Below are 18,347 nucleotides of genomic sequence, written 5' to 3'. Positions count from 1 at the left end.
CTGCGTGGGTACCGTCACCGCATGGACGTGGACCTGACCCTGACCGTCGACGGTGCGGAGCGGACCGTCGCCGTCGACACGCGCACCACCCTCCTCGACGCGTTGCGCGAACGGCTGGGGGTCACGAACCCGAAGAAGGGCTGCGACCACGGCCAGTGCGGCTCCTGCACGGTGATCCTCGACGGCCGGCGCCACCTGACGTGCCTCACGCTCGCGGTGGCCCACGAGGGCGCCGAGGTCGTGACGGCCGGCGGGCTGCGCGGCGCCGACGGGGCCCTGCACCCGGTGCAGCAGGCGTTCCTCGACCACGACGGCTTCCAGTGCGGCTACTGCACCCCGGGACAGGTGTGCTCGGCCGTCGGCGTGCTCGACGAGGTGCGTGCCGGGCACCGCAGCCACGTCACCGAGGACCTCGAGGCCGACCCGGAGCTCACGGACGACGAGATCCGCGAGCGGATGAGCGGCAACCTGTGCCGGTGCGGCGCCTACCCCGGCATCCTCGCGGCCGTGCGCCAGGCCGGCGGTGCCGCGTGAGGGACTTCGCCTACCACCGCGCCGACGACGCCGCGGGGGCCGTCGCCCTGGTCGCGGCCGACCCCGACGCCCGCTTCCTCGGCGGCGGGACGAACCTCGTCGACCACCTCAAGCTGGGCATCACCTCCCCCGGCACGCTCGTCGACGTCAGCCGGCTCCCCCTCGACCAGGTCGAGGAGCTGCCCGACGGCGGCCTGCGGGTCGGTACGAACGTCCGCAACAGTGACCTCGCCGCCCACCCCGCGGTACGGCGGGACTTCCCCGGCGTCGCGCGCGCCCTCCTGGCCGGCGCGTCGGGCCAGATCCGCCACCAGGCCACCACCGGCGGCAACCTGCTGCAGCGCACCCGCTGCGTCTACTTCCAGGACGTCACGACCCCCTGTAACAAGCGCGACCCCGGCTCGGGCTGCTCGGCCCTCGAGGGCTACGGCCGCTACAACGCGGTCCTGGGCCTGAGCGAGGCCTGCGTGACCACCCACCCGTCCGACCTCGCCGTCGCCCTGGCGGCGGCCGACGCGACCGTCGTGGTGCTCGGCCCCGAGGGCGAGCGCCGCATCCCGCTGGTCGACCTGCACCGGCTGCCGGGCCACCACCCCGAGCGCGACACGGTGCTCGAGCACGGGGACCTCATCACCGCCGTCCAGCTGCCCGCCTCCGCGGTGGCGCGGAACGCGACGTACCGCAAGGCGCGCGACCGCGCGTCGTACGCGTTCGCCCTCGTCTCCGTGGCCGCCGGCCTCGAGCTCGACGGGGAGGTCGTGCGCGACGTGCGCATCGCCTGGGGCGGCGTCGCCCACAAGCCGTGGCGCGCGCTGCTGGCCGAGGAGGCGCTGCGCGGCGCGGTCCTCACCGAGGACGCGGTGCGCGAGGCCGCCTCGGCCGAGCTGGCCGCGGCCACCGTCACGGCGCAGACGGCCTACAAGGTCGACATGGTGCGGAACCTGACTGCGCTGGCCCTCACCCGTCTCGCGGAAGGAACCGGCCGATGAGCGAGCAGTCCCCCGACGAGGTCGTCCCCGAGGTCGTCGCGCCGCAGGTGATGGGCCGCCACCTCGACCGCCAGGACGGGGTCGAGAAGGTCACCGGGGAGGCGACGTACGCCGTCGAGCACCCGGTCGAGGGCGACCTGCTGCACGCCTGGCTCGTCACCTCCACCGTCGCCCGGGGGCGGGTCGTGCGGGTCGACGCCTCCGCCGCCCTCGAGCACCCCGGCGTCGAGGCGGTCCTCGACCACGAGAGCGCCCCCCGGCTGGCCGACACCGAGGACCGCGAGCTGGCGGTGCTGCAGGACGACCGCATCGGCTTCCGGGGACAGGTCGTGGCGCTCGTGCTCGCCACCAGCTCGGAGGCGGCCCGCGAGGGTGCCGCGCTCGTGGCCGTGCACCAGGACGCGGAGGCCCACGAGGCCGCGTTCGCGCCGGGCAGCGCGACGTACGCCCCCGAGGAGGTCAACGCCGGCGCCGAGACCGACACCGTCGACGGCGACCCGACCGCGGCCCTGGCTGCGGCGCCCGTGGTGGTGGACGCGGTCTACGAGACGCCGCACGAGTACAACAGCCCGATGGAGCCGCACGCCGCGACGGCGCTGTGGGACGGCGAGCGGCTGACCCTGCACGACTCCACCCAGGGCGTGCACCCGGTGCGGGCCACGCTCGCGCCGCTGCTCGGCCTGGAGCCCGAGCAGGTGCGGGTGCTCGCGCCGTACGTCGGGGGTGGCTTCGGCAGCAAGGGCCTCCCCCACGCGCCCGAGGTGGCGGTGGCGCTGGCCGCGCTGAGCGTGCCGGGCCGGCCCGTGCGGCTCGCCGTGACGCGGCAGCAGATGTTCGCGCTGACCGGCTACCGCACCGCGACGCGCTCCCGGGTCCGCCTCGGAGCGGAGCCCGACGGGCGCCTGGTGGCGCTGCGGCACGACGCCGAGTCGCAGACCTCGCGCATCAAGGAGTTCGCCGAGCAGACGGCGACCGCGGCACGCATGATGTACGCCGCCCCCCACCGCGCCACGACCCACCGGGTGGCGGAGCTGGACGTGGCCGTGCCGTCGTGGATGCGGGCGCCGGGCGAGATGCCCGGCATGTACGCCCACGAGGTCGCCATGGACGAGCTGGCCGTCGCCACCGGGGTCGACCCCATCGACCTGCGGGTGCGCAACGAGCCCGAGGTCGACCCCGAGACGGGCAACCCCTTCAACGACCGCCGCCTCGTCGAGTGCCTGCACCGGGGCGCCGAGCTGTTCGGCTGGGCCGAGCGGCCCGAGGGCGTCCGGGCGCGGGCCGAGGGTGACTGGTGGGTCGGCACGGGCGTGGCGTCCGCGACGTACCCCATGCTCTGGATGCCGGGCAACGGCGCACGGGTGCGCTCGGTCGAGGGCGGGCGCTACGAGGTCGCCATCGGCGCGGTCGACATCGGCACCGGGGCGCGCACCGTGCTGCTGCAGGTCGCCAGCGACGCGCTCGGGTGCCCGCCCGAGGCGATCGACCTCCTCGTCGCCGACTCCGAGCTGCCGTTCGCGACCGTGGCGGGCGGCTCGTCGGGCACCTCGTCGTGGGGTACGGCGATCGCCGCCGCCGCGCAGCAGTTCCGCGCCGACCACGGCGAGCACCCCGACCCCGGGGTCGCCACCACCGCGACGTCGGGGCAGTACGCCGACATGTCCGGCCACTCCCTGCACTCGTTCGGCGCCGTCTTCGCGGAGACCCACGTGCACCGGTGGACGGGCGAGGTGCGGGTCGAGCGGCTGCTCGGCGTCTACTCGGTCGGGCGGGTCATCAACCCGACGACCGCGCGCTCGCAGCTGCTGGGCGGCCTCGTGATGGGGCTGTCCGCGGCGCTGCACGAGGAGGGCTGGCGGGACCCGCGCTTCGGCCACACGGTGACGCAGGACCTCGCGACGTACCACGTGGCCGCCCACGCCGACGTGCGCGACCTGCGCGCCGAGTGGCTCGAGGAGGAGGACCACCTGTCGACGCCCATGGGCTCGCGCGGCATCGGCGAGATCGGCATCGTGGGCACCGCCGCGGCCATCGCGAACGCGACGCACCACGCGACGGGGGTGCGCGTGCGGTCGCTGCCCGTCACCGCGGACCACTTCCTCGACCTGCCGGCGCTGGCGCCCGAGCCGGCCGGGAAGGCCTGACGCCGGTGGCGGTGGACGCCGGACGGCACCTGGTGCTCGTGCGGCACGGCAAGTCGGACTGGTCCACGTGGGTGCCCGACCGCGACCGGCCGGTGGGGCCGCGCGGCCGGCGCCAGGCGACCGAGGCGGGCGCGTGGCTCGGCGCGCACGGGCCGAGGCTCGACCTCGCCGTGGTGTCCCCGGCCGTCCGCGCGGCGACCACCTGGGAGCTCGTCGCGGCCGGTCTCCCGGCCCCGCCGCCGGTGGTGCACGACGAGCGGGTCTACACGTTCGACGCCGACGACCTGCTCGCCGTCGTCGCCGGGCTCGACCCGGCGCTCCCCGCGGTGGCGCTCGTCGGCCACGAGCCGGGCCTCGGCGAGCTGGCGTCGTCGCTCGCCGGCGACGCGGTCGCGATGCCGACGTCGGCGATCGCGTGGCTGCGGTGGGAGGGCGTCTGGGCCGACGCCGTGGACCACGCCCGCGCCGGTACGGCGACCCTCCACGCCGCCGGCCGCCCCCCGGCCGCGCCGGGCGAGTAGCCCCTCCCGGTTCCCGGCGCTCCGTCCGGCTCCAGGGGGCTTTCCGGTGGTTGAGGTGGCCGCCCCGGCGGCCACGCGGTGGTTGAGGTGGCTGCCCCGGCGGCCCTCGAAACCACCAGCCGGCTGACGTGCACGGATCGCACCGTGGTTTCGAGGGGCGCTAGCGCGCCCACCTCAACCACCGAGACGCGCCACGGCTCCGCCGGTGGTTGAGGTGGCCGCCCCGGCGGCCTTCGAAACCACGGGCCGGCAGACGTGCACGGATCGCACCGTGGTTTCGAGGGGCGCTGGCGCGCCCACCTCAACCACCGGGGCGCAGCGCCCACCTCGACCACCGGGGCGCTGGCGCGCCCACCACAACCGGGGCGCAGCGCATTCCTCGACCACCGAGACGCGCCGCGCCCGGCCAGCCGGGCGTCACGGGCGCAGGACGCGCTCGCGGGTGGCCTCGAACCGGGCGATGGTGCGCAGGTGCACCTCGTCGGGGCCGTCGAAGATGCGCATGGCGCGGTGCCAGCCGTACATCAGCGTCAGCGGCACGTCGTCGCTGACACCCGCGCCGCCGTGCACCTGGATGGCGCGGTCGATGACCTCGAGCGTCACGCGCGGCACCGACACCTTCGCCATCGACACCAGCGGGGCGGCCGCCTTGTTGCCGTGCGCGTCGATGACGGCGGCGGCGTGCCGGCAGAGCAACCGCGCCTCTTCGATGGCCAGGCGCGACTCGGCGATGTCGCGCTGCACCATGCCCTGGTCGGCCAGGGGCTTGCCGAACGCGACGCGGCTGCCGGCGCGCCGTACGAGCAGGTCCATGGCCCGCTCGGCGGCGCCCAGCGCCCGCATGCAGTGGTGGATGCGCCCCGGGCCGAGGCGGGCCTGGGCGAGGGCGAACCCGGCGCCCTCCTCCCCCAGCACGTTCGTGACGGGCACGCGCACGTCGGTGAGCAGCACCTCGCAGTGCCCGTGCTGGTCGTGGCGACCGAACACCGGGAGATCGCGCACGAGCTCCACACCGGGCGAGTCCATCGGCACCAGCACCATCGACTGCTGCCGGTGCTTGGCGGCGCCGGGGTCGGTCTTGCCCATGACGATGAGCAGCCGGCAGCGCGGGTCGGCGGCACCGGAGGTCCACCACTTGCGGCCGTTGATGACGTACTCGTCGCCGTCGCGCACGATCGAGGTCTCGATGTTGGTGGCGTCGCTGCTGGCGACCGCCTTCTCCGTCATGGCGAACGCGGAGCGGATCTCCCCGTCGAGCAGCGGCTGCAGCCAGCGCTCCTGCTGCTCGGGCGTGCCGAACAGGTGCAGCAGCTCCATGTTGCCGGTGTCGGGAGCCTGGCCGTTGATGGCCTCCGGCGCCAGCTCGAGGCTCCACCCGGTGATCTCCGCCAGGCCCGCGTAGTCGAGCTGGCTGATGCCGCCGATGTCGGGCATGAAGAGGTTCCACAGCCCGCGCCGCCGTGCCTCGACCTTGAGCGTCTCCACCACGGGCGGCAGCGTGTGGTCGTCGGGGCCGGCCGCGGCCCGGTACGCCGTGTACTCCGCCTCGGCGGGGAACACGTGGTCGTTCATGAACTCCACCAACGACCCCCGCAGCTCCCGCGCCCGTGGCGAGGGCGTGAGGTCGAGCCCCGCCACGTCGAAGGGGTCGTCGGTGGGGAGCAGGTCGGTCATCGGGTCTCCTCGGCGGTGGGGCGGCGGTCGACGACGGTCAGGACGTCGGCGACGGGGGCGCGGTCGGTGCGGAACGCGTTGACCGGGTGCTCCGGGTCGGCGTGGCCGAGCGCGACGGCGCAGACGACGAGCCGGTCCTCGGGCAGGGCGAGGAACTCGTGCACCGCGCCGGAGTACATGGCGATCGCCGCCTGGGGGCACGACGCCACGCCGTGGGCGGCGGCCGCGTTCAGCAGGTTCGCGACGTACCCGCCGCAGTCGATCGCGCCGTACGTGCCCTGCTGGCGGTCGGTGGTGACGACCGCGACGTGGGGCGCGCCGAAGAACGAGAAGTTGCGGAACATCTGCAGGCCCCGGGCCTCCTTGTCCTCCCGCGCGATGCCGAGGCTCTCGTAGAGCGCGAACCCCGAGGCGCGGCGGCGGTCGGCGTACACCCCCGCGTACCCCTCGGGCATCGGCAGGTCGGACGACCCCGGCGCGGTCAGCACCGCGGTCTCGAGGTGCTGCGCGAACTCCGGCACGGCCTCGCCGGTGACGAGGTGCACCTGCCAGGGCTGCGTGTTGCACCAGGAGGCGGTGCGCTGCGCCAGCCCGAAGATCGCGGCGAAGGTCTCCGGCGCGACCGGGTCCGGGAGGAAGGCCCGGCAGCTGTGCCGCCGCGCGAGCAGCTCCTCGAGCGCCGACGCCGGCGCGCCGTCCGGTCCCCCGCCGGTCCCCGCGGGTCCGCCGTCCTCCACGAGCTGCACCACGCGCCCCTCCCCGTCCGCACCGGGCCGATCGTTCGATCGGTCCGGGGCGAGCGTACGACAGCAGCCCCGGACGGACCGGTCAGTCGGAGGTCGCGCCGTCGCGGTCCTCCGGCGGCGGGGGCCGCAGCCGAACGGGGACGAACCGCTCGAAGCCCCCGAACGCGTCGCGGTCGACCTCCTCGCCGGGCCGCTGCACGACGTCGCCGAGGGCGTCGTACGCCGACCCGCCGAGCTCGGGCCCGATGAGGACGAGGGAGCAGCCGCGGACGCCGCTCGGCACACCCGGCGTGATGCGCACGTGCCGCCCCACCCGGTGCACGGTCCAGCGCGCCGGCACGCCGGGCACGTCGATGCCCACGAACCCCTTGACGCGGAACGCCTCGGGCACCCCCGAGGCCAGCAGCGTCGCGAGGCGCGCGGGGTGCAGCGGGCCCGGGTGGGTCCAGCTCACCGACCGGTACGGCGTGTGCAGGTGCGCGTGCTCGTCGGCCCGGATGTCGCCCAGCGTCAGCTGCCGGTGCGGGTCGTGCCGCAGGTCGAAGAGCAGGGAGGGGTCGAGGGCGCCCTGGCGGGCGACGGTGACGGGGCGGCCGGGGACGAGGACCCGCAGCCGTGCCCGCAGACGGGCGAGGTGCCCGGCGTCCACGCGGTCGGCCTTCGTCAGCACGACGAGGTCGGCCGCGGTGAGCCGGCGGTGCAGGTCACCGCCCTCGTCGACGGTGGGCGTGTTCTCGGCGTCGACGAGCAGGACAAGGCCGCCGAAGCGGGCCCGGCGGCCCAGGTCTCCGACGACGCGCTGCACGAGCACTCCGGGGTCGGCCACGCCGCTGGCCTCCACGACCACCACGTCGATGCCGGCCCGCGGGGCCGTGAGGCGGGTGATGAAGTCGGCGATCGCGCCGTGGTCGGCGGCGCAGCACAGGCAGCCGCCGGTGGCGGAGAACATCATGTCGGCCTGGCCGGCCACGAGCAGGCCGTCGACGTCGACGTCACCGAAGTCGTTGACGATCACGCCCACCCGCGTGTCGGCGCTGTGGCGCAGCAGGTGGTTGACGACCGTGGTCTTGCCGGCGCCGAGGCTGCCCGCCACGACGACGACCGGTACGGGCTCCACCACGAGGCGCGAGCCTACTCAGGCGGCACGCAGCCGCCTCAGACGGCTGCGCGCTTCTTCAGCTTGCGGCGCTCGCGCTCGGAGAGACCACCCCAGATGCCGAAGCGCTCGTCGTTGAGCAGCGCGTACTCCAGGCACTCGTCCTTGACCTCGCACGTCAGGCAGACCTTCTTGGCCTCCCGCGTGGAGCCGCCCTTCTCCGGGAAGAACGACTCGGGGTCGGTCTGGGCGCACAGCGCGCGCTCCTGCCACCCCAGCTCCGCCGAGTCCTCGTCCACGAGATCCAGTTCGTTCACCGCACCCGACCTTTCGACCCGACTCCGACCCAGCTGACCCTGCTGCCGCGCACACGACCCCCACCACGACGTCGGGGGGTCTGCGACGAGCACACGTGGCGTCCGGGGGTACTGCTCCACCAGCAGGTCACACCGTAACGACACTGTGGGAATTACATGCCTGTCGTACCCCGAAGTCAAGCCCGTCATCTGGTAGAGGGGCACCCGGAGGGGTGATCCGGGACCCTGGTCCCGGGTCCGCCCGTCGGCCCCGGCGCGAGGTCGGACCCGATCATCGGGCAGGGTGGTTCCATGAGCGCTCCCGGCACCCCCGTGCGGCGCGTCACCGTGCTCTCGGGCGGCATGGGCGGCGCACGCTTCCTCCAGGGCCTGCGGCACGGCCTCGCGCACGGGCTCGTGCCCGGCGCGTCGGCCGACACCGAGGTCACCGTGGTGGCCAACACCGCCGACGACATCTGGGTCCACGGCCTCAAGGTCTGCCCCGACCTCGACACCGTCATGTACACGCTCGGCGACGGCATCGACCTCGAGCGCGGCTGGGGCCGGCGCGACGAGACGTGGAGCGTCAAGGAGGAGCTCGCCGCGTACGGCGTGGAGCCGACGTGGTTCGGCCTCGGCGACCGCGACGTGGCCACCCACCTGGTGCGCACGCAGCTGCTCGAGGCGGGCTACCCGCTCTCGGACATCACCACGGCCCTGTGCCGGCGCTGGCAGCCCGGCGTGCGGCTGCTGCCGATGACCGACGACCGCGTCGAGACCCACGTGGCGATCGCGGACCCCGACGCCCCCAGCGGCCGCCGGGTCGTGCACTTCCAGGAGTACTGGGTGCGCCTGCGCGCCGAGGTGCCCGCCGAGGCCCTCGTCTTCGTCGGCCTCGACGAGTCCGAGCCCGCCCCGGGCGTGGTGGAGGCCCTGACGGAGACCGACGTCGTCCTCCTCCCGCCGTCGAACCCGGTCGTCTCGGTCGGCACCATCCTCGGCGTCCCCGGGGTGCGGGCGGCGCTGGCCGCCTCCGACGCCCCCGTGGTCGGCCTCTCCCCCATCGTGGGCGGCGCCCCCGTGCGCGGGATGGCGCGGCAGCTGCTGGAGGCCATCGGCGTCGAGGTCACCGCCGGGGCGGTGGGCGCGCACTACGGCGCCCGCGCGAACGGCGGCGTGCTCGACGGCTGGCTGGTCGACGAGCGCGACGCGGACCAGGTGGCCGTCGCCGAGGCCGCCGGGGTCCCGACCCGCGCCGTGCCGCTCATGATGAGCGACCACGACGCCACCGCCGCCATGGCCGCGGCCGCCGTCGGCATGGCGCTGGAGCTGCGCGCCGACCGGGAGGCCTGAGGTGGTCGGACGCGTCGAGCTCGTCGCGCCCGAGGGGGTCGGCGAGGTCGCGGCCGACACCGACCTGGTCGCCCTGGTCGCCGACCTGCTCGCACCGGTCGACGGCGACGTCGTCGTCGTCACGAGCAAGGTGGTCGCGAAGGCGGAGGGACGCGTGCGCGCCGGTGACCGCGAGGCCCTCGTCGACGCCGAGACCGTCCGCGTCGTGGCCCGCCGCGGTCCCACCCGCATCTCCCGCACCCGCCACGGCCTCACCCTCGCTGCGGCCGGCGTGGACGCCTCGAACGTGGCGCGGGGCTCCGTCGTACCCCTCCCGGCCGACCCCGACGCCTCCGCCCGCGCCCTGCGTGCCGGGCTGCGCGAGCGCACCGGCGTCAACGTCGGCGTCGTCGTCACCGACACCGCCGGCCGCGCGTGGCGCGAGGGCCAGACCGACATCGCCGTGGGCGCCGCGGGCCTCCGCGTGCTCGACGACCACGCGGGTCGCGTCGACGGCTACGGCAACGAGCTGGCCGTCACCGCCCCCGCGGTCGCCGACGAGATCGCCGGTGCGGCCGAGCTCGCGCAGGGCAAGCTCTCGGGCCGGCCGCTGGTGCTCCTGCGTGGCCGTGCCGACCTCGTGCTGCCCCCGGACGAGGACGGCGCCGGCGCCCGCGGGCTCGTCCGCGACCCCGCCCGCGACATGTTCGGGTACGGCGCACGCGAGGCCGTGGTCGCCGCGCTCGCCGCCGAGGTCGACCCCGCGGACCTGGCCGACGGCTTCGGCGCGCCCGCGAGCCCCGGCGACCTGGCCGACGCGCTGGCGCGGGTGCTCGCCGTACCCGTGCTCGTCGTCGAGGAGGCCCCGGAGGGCCGCGCCGCGGCCCCGTTCCACCTGTCCGTGCACGTGCCGCCCGCCGCCGGCCTGGAGCGGACGCTCGACGCGCTCGGCCGGGCGTTCGCGTGGCACTGGGAGCGCACCGGCCCGGCGGAGGTCCGCTTCGTCCCGGGGACTCCGTAGACTCTCCCCTCGTGCGCCCGCCCGGGGCGCCCGTGCACGCCCGCGCGCACACCCTCCTGACCGCCGTCCACCCGTGAGGAAAGCCTGACCGTGGCGAAGACCCCCAGCAACGACCGTGCCGCCAAGGCCAAGAAGCAGCTGAAGGCGCACCAGCGCGCCGAGCGCCGCGGCAGCTTCATGATCGTCGGCGTCTGCGGCGTGGTCGCGCTCCTCATCGTCGCCGCCGCGGCGTACCGCCCGGTGATGAACTGGTGGGAGCTGCGCCAGTTCAACGACATCGACCTCGCGAGCATCGGTGAGCCCGCCGACACCTGCAGCCCCGAGCAGGTGCTCGCGGCGACGGGCAACCAGGACCACCAGGACGACGGGGACATCACCTACGAGACCTCCCCGGCCATCTTCGGTCCCCACCGCAGCGTGCCCGCCCCGATGGAGCGCAAGTTCTACGGCTGGGACGAGGCCCCCGAGGTCGAGCAGCTGGTCCACAACCTCGAGCACGGCTACACGTTCCTCTGGTACGACCAGACGGCGTGGGAGGACGAGGAGATGATGGACGAGATCCGCGGCATCGCGAGCAAGCTGAAGGGCACCGACAACTTCCGCCTCAAGTTCAAGGCCGCGCCGTGGAAGGGCGAGGAGGACGGCGGCACCGCCTTCCCCGAGGGCCAGCACATCGCCATCGCCCACTGGGCCTCCTCGGCCGAGCCCGCCGTCGGCGAGGCGCCCGAGGACCTGCCCGAGGAGGGCGACAGCGGCTTCGGCGTCGTGCAGTACTGCTCCGCCCCGAGCGGCGAGGCGCTCGAGGACTTCATGCTGCGCTGGCCCTACACCAACTCGTGGGAGCCGAACGCCATGTGAGCCACTCCCCCGCCGACCCGGCGGGGGTACGACGAAGGGCCCCGGTCGCGCCGACCGGGGCCCTTCGTCGTGCTCGGGGGCGTGCTCGGGGGTGGTGCGGGGTCAGTCCCCGGCGCCCACGGTGCTGCCGACGTCGACGCGCTCGTCGGTGACGTGCGCGCCCGCGGTGACGACGACCTCGTCGCCGAGCGTCGCCCCCCGCAGCACCGCGTCGCGACCCACCCGGGCCCAGGGCCCGACGACCGAGTCCGTGACCCGGGCGCCCGCCTCGACGACGGCGCCGGTCATGACGATGCTGCCCTCGACCACGGCCCCCGCCTCGACGGTGGCCTCCTTCATGACGACCGATCCCCCGCCGACGTGGTCGCTGCGGACGGTGGCTCCCTCGGCGACGCGCGCGCCGGCCTCCGCCGCGCCGATGGCCGGGGTCGGCGCCACGCCGAGGACGACGTCGCGCGACGCGCCCACCAGGGCGGCCGGCGTACCCACGTCGCGCCAGTAGGCGGTCTCGACGAAGCCGACGACGAGGCGGCCGTCGGCCACGAGGCCGGGGAAGGTCTCCCGCTCGACCGAGACGACCTCACCGGCGGGGATGGTGTCGATGACGTCGCGGCGGAAGACGTAGCAACCGGCGTTGACCTGGTTGGTGACGGGGTCGTCGGACTTCTCCACGAACGCGGTCACCCGGCCGGCCGCGTCGGTGGGCACGCAGCCGAACGCGCGGGCGTCCTCGACCTCGACGAGGTGGAGGCTCACGTCGACGCGCTGCCCGTCGCGCGGGGTGCGGAAGTCCTCGAGCTGCGCGGGCAGGTCGTGGCCCGAGAGCACGTCGCCGTTGAGGATGACGACGGCGCCGTCCGGGTCGTCGGTCAGGGCGTCCGCGACGTTGCGGATGGCCCCGCCCGTGCCGAGCGGCTGCTCCTCCAGCACGTAGTCGATGCGCACCCCCCAGCGGCTGCCGTCGCCGAGCACCGGGCGGAACTGGTCGGCGTGGTACGACGTGGCGAGCACGACGTGGTCGACCCCCGCCTCGGCGAGCCGCGCGATCTGGTGCTCGAGGAAGGGCACGCCGCCGACGTCGAGCAGGTGCTTGGGACGACGGGCCGTCAGCGGGAGGAGCCGGGAGCCGAACCCACCCGCGACGATCACCGCCTCGACAGAGGAAGGAGTCATGTCGGGCATCGTAGAGAAGGCTGGGAGGATGGCCGACGTGACCCACGCCGCCGCACCCGCCCGTCACCGTCCCGCCACCTTCGCGACGCTGCTCGCCGACCTGCTGCGCGCCGAGCCGGGTCGCCCGCTGCTCACCTGGTACGCCCACGACGCCGACGGCCAGGTGGTGGACCGGACCGAGCTGTCCGTGACGACCTACGCGAACTGGGTCGCCAAGACCGCCGGGCTGCTCACCGACGCGCTCGACCTCGAGCGCGGCGACCGCCTCCTCGTCGACCTGCCCACCCACTGGCTCGGTCCCGTCGTCGCCGGGGCCGCGTGGACCGCGGGCCTCGTCGTGCTGCTGCCCGACCACCCCGGCGCCGACGAGGCCGACGCGGTGGTCTGCGGCCCGGACCGCCTCGAGCGCTGGGCCCCCGAGGCGGGCCGGCGCGTCGTGGTGGCGGCGGCGCTCACCCCGCTCGCGCGCCCCTTCGCGACCGGTGTGCCCGCCGGCGTCCACGACCTCGGCGTCGAGGTGTGGGGCCAGCCCGACGCGTACGTCGCGCTCGACCCGCCGACCCCCCAGGACGCGGCGCTCGGTGCGCGCACCCACGCCGAGCTGTTCGCCGCCACGGGCTCGGAGCCCGCGCGCGTGCTCGCCCACGCCCTGACCGACGAGGGCGCGGTCGCGACCGCGTGGTCGGTGCTGGCGGCCGGCGGCTCGCTCGTCCTCACCGACGACGACGCGCCGCTCGCGCCGTGGTGGCGGGAGCGGCGCGTCGTCCTCGAGCGCGACGAGCGGATCAGCCCAGCAGGTTGACCTTCGACGACGCCTGGGCGAGCACGCGGTTGGTGACCACGCGTCCGGAGGCGTCCCACTGCACCAGGCGCAGCAGCCCTGTCGACTTGTGGCGGATGACGAGGTCGGGCCGGCCCGCCCCGGTCAGCGACGCGACGGTCGTCACGAGGTCGTAGCCGCGCAGGTCGAGCCCGCCGTACGAGTACCAGTCGGCCAGGCGCTGCGACGCGGAGATGCCCGGCTTGAACCCGTTGACGCCGTTGCCGGGGAAGATCCGCAGCGTGCCCTCGGCCGAGCGGCCGAAGAAGTCGGGCATCCCGTCGCTGGTGACGTCGCCGACGAACCGCAGCGACGTGACGCCCTCGACGCCGGAGCCGAGGGGCACCCCGGCCGCGAACGTGCCGGTCCCGGTGCCGCGCCACAGCGTGAGCCCGCCCCCGGAGCTGCGGGTGACGAGGTCGCCCCGGCCGTCCTTGTCCCAGTCGCCCACGTTGAACATCTGGGTCGCGGCGGGCACGACGACGTTGGTCGCGACAGCCGGGGTGTGGTCCACCTTGCCCGAGTGCGGCAGCAGGTAGACGTCGTCCCCGACGCGCGTCAGCAGGTCGGGCGAGCTGCCGCCGATGACGTTGCCGCCGCCGGAGATGCTGCGGTAGGCGCCCTTGGTCGCGACCGGGCCGCGGGCCGGACCGAGGCGGGCGTCCCCGTTGCCCGGCATGATGTAGACGGTGCCGCTGGACAGACGCACGACCAGGTCGGCCTTGCGGTCGGCCGTGACGTCGCCCCAGCCGCCCATCGCGGAGATGGAGCCGAAGTCCCCGGGCACCTGGATCCGCGCGCCCATCGCGACGACGCGACCCTTGACGGTGCCGGCCACGCCGCCCGGGATGATCCACAGCTTCCCGGCCGTGTCGCGCATGACGAGGTCGGGCTTCCCGTCGTCGGTCAGGTCCCCGACACTCGTGATGAGCTCGTAGCTGCGCCAGTCGCGCGCCACCTTCGTGGGGGTGAAGCCGCCGCGGCCGTTGCCGAGGTACACGTAGGTCTCACCCGTGGCCTTGAAGCGGGCCAGCAGGTCGTTCCTGCCGTCGCCGTCGATGTCGCCGACGGGCGTCAGGTTGTCGGTGCCGCGGAACATCGAGGCGCTCGCCAGCTTCGTCGTGGCGAACCCGCCGCCGCCCGTGCCCGGGCGGATCCACGCCGCACCGCCGCGGTCGACGATGACCATGTCGGCGCGGCCGTCGCCCGTCAGGTCCGGCGACAGGGCGACGCCCTGGGCGCCGGTGAAGCTGCCGGTCAGCTTGACCGGGGCGGTGTAGGAGGTGAGCCCACCGGTGGGCAGCAGCCACACGCGACCGTCGCTCATGCGGAACGGCACGTCGGGGTAGCTGTTGCCGATCAGGTTCGAGCCGGTGATGGCCGGCTTGCTGACCGTGCTGCCCGGGGCCGGCGTGGGCGCCGGGGTCGGGGCCGGGGCCGGCGCGCTGGCGCCGTTCTGGATGCGCTTGGCCTCGGTGCGGATGCCCGGGATCTTGGCGTAGAGGTACTTGCCCGGGCAGGCCGTCTGGCCGCCGTCGCGGTGCCCGATGATCGCCGGGAACCGGTCGCCGCCGAAGCTCTGGTTGGTCGAGGCCGCGTCGACGCCGTGGATCGCGAGCTTCCACGCGAGGAGGTTCGCGATGGCCTGCACCATGGCGGCGCTGGGCTGGGCGGTCTCGTAGTTGCCGATGGCCGAGATGCCGAACGCGTAGTCGTTGTACGCCGAGATGTGCGCGCCGCGGACCGCCTTCGTGATGCCGCCGTAGCGGCCCTCCCACAACCGGCCGAACTTGTCGACGAGGAAGTTGTAGCCGACGTCGGCCCAGCCCTGGGACTTGGTGTGGTACGCGTAGATGCCGCGGATGATGCCCGGCACCTGAGCGGCGGTGTAGTCGTTCGCGTTCACCGTGTGGTGGATGACCGCACCGCGCACGGCCGCGTAGCGCGGGGCGCTGTCGCGCATCGACTCGTCGGCACCCCACTGGGCGCGCGAGTAGATGGCGGGCTGCGGCACGGACGCCGCGGCGGCCAGCCGGAGGTCACCCTGCGCCGAGGCGTCGGGGGTGTCGGACGCGGCCGTGGTGGTCGCGGTGGTGGCGCCGGTGGCGCTGCCCGCGTCGTACGACGCCGTGGTCGCCGCGGTGGGGTCGGCGGTCGTGGTGCCGTCGTACTCCGGGGCCTCCTCGACGACGGTGGTCTCCCCCGGGTCGATGACCGACACGGTGAGGTCCGCCGGCACGCCGCCCGGGGCGACGACGTCGACCTGCACCTCGTCGACCTCGCCCACGAAGACGAGCTCGGTGCCCGGGCGGGCGTCGGCCTCGGCGGTCGCGTCCGCGGCGTCGGTGTCGTCGGCGCCGTCCGTGGCCTCCGCCTCGTAGGGCAGCTCCTCCCAGGCCGACCACGTGCCCGCGGTCGCGGTGCGCACGCGGAAGTCGATGTCGTCCCCGGTGACCTGCACCTGCGGGTCCCAGGTGACGCCGACCGCGCCGAAGCCGGTGACGGGCTGCGGCTCGCTCGTGAGCTCCGTCGCGGGCACCGCGACCGGCTCAGCGGCCGGCTCCGTCGTCGCCGGCGCGGGCTCCGCGGCCACGGTCGACTCCGCGGCCGTCGTCGGCGCGGCGGGGGCGAGCGGCGGCTCCACGGACGCACCGGTCGTCGTGTCCTCCTCCGCCACGCCCTCGGCGTCGGTCAGGGGCACCTCGGCGACGGTCGGCTCCACCGGGGCCGTGGCCACCGGGGCCTCGTCGGCCGCCGCGGCGACCGGGAGGGTCGCCGCCTCGGGGGCGTGGGTGACGTCGAGCGAGATGGTGTTGGCCGCGGGGGCCAGGACCGCGAGGACGGCGAACAGCGCCAAGAGCTGCTGGCAGGCGGTGACGAAACGGGCCTTGCTGGGTGGCATGGGTGACTCTGCTCCTGCGCGCGAGGGGGGAAGTTTTCACACGAGACAGCAGTAATCACACACGTCACTTCCGTTACCGGCAAGCGAATGCGCGAACTACACGAGTGTAATTAGCAAGCCGACACGCCGAGCACACAGACGATTTAACCGTCAAATCGGCCCGTTCGTGGCGCGACACGCCAGAAAAGCAGCGGCGCCGCCCCCCGAGGACCGGGGAGCGGCGCCGCCGCGGGGGTGGTGAGGGTCTCAGCAGGAGGAGCCGAGGTCCGTCGTCTCGTTGGCCGTGTAGCCGTCGTCGCGCGAGCCGAGCGAGCCACCGGTGACCGTGGGCTCGCCCTCGACCTCGGCCTCGGCGTCGGACTCCGTCGCCGCCTCCGTCGCCGCGGCGCTCGCCTCCGCCTCGGCCGCGGCCTCGGCTGCGGAGTCCGCCGTCGCGCTGCTGCGTCCCACGGCGTCGTCGATCATGCGGTGCACGACCGCCATGTCCGGGTTCGCCGTGTCGACGGCCGGCGGCACGATCGACACGGTGGCGATCGGCTCGCTGCGCGCCTTCAGGGCGAGGTCGACGAACGTGTCGAGCTCGCTGCGCGGGATGCTCGTCTCGAGCATCGCGGAGCCGGCTGCGGCGATCTCGCCGAAGCGGGAGACCAGCGTGGCCGGGTCCAGCTGCTGCAGCATCGCGCTCATGACGCACTTCTGGCGCGCCATGCGCGAGTAGTCGTCGGAGTCCTCCCGCGAGCGGGAGAACCACAGGGCCTGGTAGCCGTCGAGCTGCTGCACGCCCGGCTCGATGTAGCCGTACACCGGGGAGCCGACGCCGCCGATCGGGATGCGGCTGCGCACGTTCATCTCCACGCCGCCGACCGCGTCGACCAGGCGCTCGAACCCGCCCATGTCCACCATGGCCCAGTAGTTCACGTCGAGGTCGGTGACGCCCTCGACCGCCGAGAGCGTCGCGTCCATCCCGATCTCGAACAGCTCGTCCTCGCTCGCCGACGACGACGCCCCGAACAGGTCGGGGTGGTCGGTGGCCCAGGTCGTGACGCCGTTGAGGTAGCAGCCCTCGCAGTCGAACCCGTCGGGGAACTGCTCGTCCATCACCGAGCCGGGGGCGAAGGGGAAGTTGGCCAGGTTGCGCGGCAGCGAGACCAGCACGGTCTCGCCGCTCTGCTCGTCGATGCTCGCGAGGGTCATCGAGTCGGTCCGCAGGCCGACGCGTCCGTCCCCGGCGTCGGCACCGAGCAGCAGCACGTTGTAGCGGCCCCCCGTCGCCTCGGTCGCCTCGCCCTCGCCGAAGACGGTCTGGATGGCTCCCTGGCCCGCGCCCACGATGTGGGCGCCGAAGAGCAGCGAGCCGACGACGGAGAAGCACAGCACGCCGTTGACGCCCACAGCGACGAGCCGGCGGTTGCGCTGGAGCGTCATGGGCTCGCCGAGGCGCCAGGCGTCGACGAACAGCGCGGCCCACCCGAGGGCGAGCGCGATCAGCAGCAGGCGCAGCACGCCGAGCACGTCGGTGTTGAGCGCCAGGGAGAACGCGAAGCCGTCCCACACGAGGCTGACGAGCGCGACCAGGGCGACGACGCCGACGAGGCCCAGCCACACGCGCAGGGCGAAGCGGCCGACCCGCCGGTCGCCGGCCACGAGCTGCGCCGACCCGGGCAGGACCAGCGTCATGAGCATGAGCGTGAGGGCGCGCCGGAAGCGCACCCCCGCGGCACGCCGCTCGGGGTCGTCCGCGCGGGGGCGCGGAGCCCGCACGGCGGGCGGCGCCGGACGGGGCCTCCGCGCACCGGGGGGCGGTGGGCCCGACGGGCCGCCCACGCGGTCGCGCGTGGGCAGGTCGGTAGGCGGCATCGAGCAGGCCTTTCTCGCCGGGGAAGGAGCGCCAGGGCTTGCGCGGCTCATCTCACCAGCCCCACGCGTACCAGCGGTGACGCCACGCCGGGGTCGCGGACGGTAGCGTCCCCCTCATGGCAGACGGTCAGCGGCGGGGAGGACGGCCCGAGGAGGGCACCCCCGAGTACGAGTGGCTCTACGGCTCCTCCGGCAGTGCCCCCCGGCCCGACCAGACCCAGCCGACGCGCCGTCGTCCGCGCCCCGGGCCCGACGACGAGAGCACCCGGCTGCTCCCGGGCGGCGGGGCCCCGGGCGCAGCGGCGGCCGGGGCCGGCGCGCAGCAGGGCCCGACCGACGCCGACCTCTACCCCGCCGGCCGCCCCTCGCGCCGGTCGACCTCCC

At 74.9% G+C, this 18,347-nt stretch carries 15 protein-coding genes and 1 pseudogene; 9 read left to right on the top strand and 7 right to left on the bottom strand.

Annotation, left to right across the window (positions count from 1 at the left end):
* The first annotated feature begins 21 nt into the window (after nt 1-21).
* The 4 genes from KK617_RS05795 to KK617_RS05780 are packed head-to-tail and all read left to right on the top strand — an operon-like array spanning nt 22 to nt 4,188.
* On the top strand, nt 22-534 hold the full coding sequence (locus KK617_RS05795; RefSeq protein ID WP_277498669.1) for a 2Fe-2S iron-sulfur cluster-binding protein: 513 nt from the start codon (nt 22-24) through the stop codon (nt 532-534).
* Entirely contained in the window at nt 531-1,523 is a 993-nt protein-coding gene (locus KK617_RS05790) for a xanthine dehydrogenase family protein subunit M (protein WP_277498668.1), read from the top strand. Before KK617_RS05795 ends, KK617_RS05790 begins: the two co-directional genes overlap by 4 nt.
* The gene (locus KK617_RS05785; RefSeq protein ID WP_277498667.1) at nt 1,520-3,667 is read left to right on the top strand and encodes a xanthine dehydrogenase family protein molybdopterin-binding subunit; all 2,148 of its coding nucleotides are present in this window, start codon (nt 1,520-1,522) and stop codon (nt 3,665-3,667) included. The genes KK617_RS05790 and KK617_RS05785 overlap by 4 nt, the downstream gene beginning before the upstream one ends.
* 11 nt (nt 3,668-3,678) lie before the next feature.
* Nucleotides 3,679-4,188, top strand: a complete 510-nt coding sequence (locus tag KK617_RS05780) for a histidine phosphatase family protein (protein WP_277498666.1) — start codon at nt 3,679-3,681, stop codon at nt 4,186-4,188.
* Between the two features lie 417 nt (nt 4,189-4,605).
* Here the strand turns inward: KK617_RS05780 and KK617_RS05775 are convergent, their stop codons facing one another.
* The 4 genes from KK617_RS05775 to KK617_RS05760 all read right to left on the bottom strand — a co-directional run bounded on the left by KK617_RS05775 (nt 4,606) and on the right by KK617_RS05760 (nt 8,021).
* Nucleotides 4,606-5,862, bottom strand: a complete 1,257-nt coding sequence (locus tag KK617_RS05775; protein ID WP_277498665.1) for an acyl-CoA dehydrogenase family protein — start codon at nt 5,860-5,862, stop codon at nt 4,606-4,608.
* Nucleotides 5,859-6,611: a nitroreductase gene (locus KK617_RS05770; protein ID WP_277498664.1), complete on the bottom strand. Its 753-nt coding sequence runs from the start codon at nt 6,609-6,611 to the stop codon at nt 5,859-5,861. The genes KK617_RS05775 and KK617_RS05770 overlap by 4 nt, the downstream gene beginning before the upstream one ends.
* Nucleotides 6,612-6,690: 79 nt before the next feature.
* Nucleotides 6,691-7,728 carry a GTP-binding protein gene (locus KK617_RS05765; RefSeq protein ID WP_277498663.1) on the bottom strand — a complete coding sequence of 346 codons (1,038 nt, stop codon included), beginning with the start codon at nt 7,726-7,728 and terminating at the stop codon, nt 6,691-6,693.
* A 35-nt stretch (nt 7,729-7,763) separates the two neighbouring features.
* Entirely contained in the window at nt 7,764-8,021 is a 258-nt protein-coding gene (locus KK617_RS05760; protein WP_277498662.1) for a WhiB family transcriptional regulator, read from the bottom strand.
* Nucleotides 8,022-8,312: 291 nt separating this feature from the next.
* Between KK617_RS05760 and cofD the strand changes: the two genes are divergently transcribed.
* The 3 genes from cofD to KK617_RS05745 all read left to right on the top strand — a co-directional run bounded on the left by cofD (nt 8,313) and on the right by KK617_RS05745 (nt 11,211).
* A complete protein-coding gene (gene cofD / locus KK617_RS05755) occupies nt 8,313-9,353 on the top strand; it encodes a 2-phospho-L-lactate transferase (RefSeq protein WP_277498661.1) in 1,041 nt (346 codons plus the stop codon).
* Between the two features lies 1 nt (nt 9,354).
* Nucleotides 9,355-10,353 carry a coenzyme F420-0:L-glutamate ligase gene (gene cofE, locus KK617_RS05750; RefSeq protein WP_277498660.1) on the top strand — a complete coding sequence of 333 codons (999 nt, stop codon included), beginning with the start codon at nt 9,355-9,357 and terminating at the stop codon, nt 10,351-10,353.
* Nucleotides 10,354-10,443: 90 nt separating this feature from the next.
* A complete protein-coding gene (locus KK617_RS05745; RefSeq protein ID WP_277498659.1) occupies nt 10,444-11,211 on the top strand; it encodes a DUF3105 domain-containing protein in 768 nt (255 codons plus the stop codon).
* Nucleotides 11,212-11,313: 102 nt separating this feature from the next.
* On the opposite strand, the gene KK617_RS05740 is transcribed toward KK617_RS05745, so the two are convergent.
* Nucleotides 11,314-12,384, bottom strand: coding sequence for an NDP-sugar synthase (locus tag KK617_RS05740; protein WP_277498658.1), 1,071 nt, complete (start codon nt 12,382-12,384; stop codon nt 11,314-11,316).
* On the opposite strand from KK617_RS05740, the gene KK617_RS05735 reads away from it, so the two are divergent.
* Nucleotides 12,383-13,186 carry a TIGR03089 family protein gene (locus KK617_RS05735; RefSeq protein WP_277498657.1) on the top strand — a complete coding sequence of 268 codons (804 nt, stop codon included), beginning with the start codon at nt 12,383-12,385 and terminating at the stop codon, nt 13,184-13,186. The genes KK617_RS05740 and KK617_RS05735 overlap by 2 nt on opposite strands.
* On the opposite strand, the gene KK617_RS05730 is transcribed toward KK617_RS05735, so the two are convergent.
* Together KK617_RS05730 and KK617_RS05725 are read right to left on the bottom strand one after the other, a co-directional pair.
* Nucleotides 13,170-16,106 carry an FG-GAP-like repeat-containing protein gene (locus KK617_RS05730; protein ID WP_277498655.1) on the bottom strand — a complete coding sequence of 979 codons (2,937 nt, stop codon included), beginning with the start codon at nt 16,104-16,106 and terminating at the stop codon, nt 13,170-13,172. The genes KK617_RS05735 and KK617_RS05730 overlap by 17 nt on opposite strands.
* A 246-nt stretch (nt 16,107-16,352) precedes the next feature.
* Complete coding sequence (locus KK617_RS05725; protein WP_277498654.1) at nt 16,353-17,783, bottom strand: LCP family protein; 1,431 nt, start codon at nt 17,781-17,783, stop codon at nt 16,353-16,355.
* 296 nt (nt 17,784-18,079) lie between these two features.
* Between KK617_RS05725 and KK617_RS05720 the strand changes: the two are divergent.
* A pseudogene (locus KK617_RS05720) lies at nt 18,080-18,347 on the top strand (hypothetical protein); the annotation flags it as partial.

The organism is Nocardioides sp. ChNu-99 (assembly GCF_029493445.1).
Taxonomy (GTDB): Bacteria; Actinomycetota; Actinomycetes; order Propionibacteriales; family Nocardioidaceae; genus Nocardioides.
The sequence above is the reverse complement of the archived record's forward strand: the minus strand, read 5'-3'. Positions and strand labels throughout refer to the sequence as shown.

Excerpts from the sequence above, each read along its gene's own strand:
- KK617_RS05795 (WP_277498669.1), top strand. The coding sequence starts at position 22 with ATGGACGTGGACCTGACCCTGACCGTCGACGGTGCGGAGCGGACCGTC.
- KK617_RS05785 (WP_277498667.1), top strand. The coding sequence starts at position 1,520 with ATGAGCGAGCAGTCCCCCGACGAGGTCGTCCCCGAGGTCGTCGCGCCG.
- KK617_RS05775 (WP_277498665.1), bottom strand. The coding sequence starts at position 5,862 with ATGACCGACCTGCTCCCCACCGACGACCCCTTCGACGTGGCGGGGCTC.
- cofD (WP_277498661.1), top strand. The coding sequence starts at position 8,313 with ATGAGCGCTCCCGGCACCCCCGTGCGGCGCGTCACCGTGCTCTCGGGC.
- KK617_RS05735 (WP_277498657.1), top strand. The coding sequence starts at position 12,383 with ATGTCGGGCATCGTAGAGAAGGCTGGGAGGATGGCCGACGTGACCCAC.
- KK617_RS05740 (WP_277498658.1), bottom strand. The coding sequence starts at position 12,384 with ATGACTCCTTCCTCTGTCGAGGCGGTGATCGTCGCGGGTGGGTTCGGC.
- KK617_RS05730 (WP_277498655.1), bottom strand. The coding sequence starts at position 16,106 with ATGCCACCCAGCAAGGCCCGTTTCGTCACCGCCTGCCAGCAGCTCTTG.
- KK617_RS05725 (WP_277498654.1), bottom strand. The coding sequence starts at position 17,783 with ATGACGCTGGTCCTGCCCGGGTCGGCGCAGCTCGTGGCCGGCGACCGG.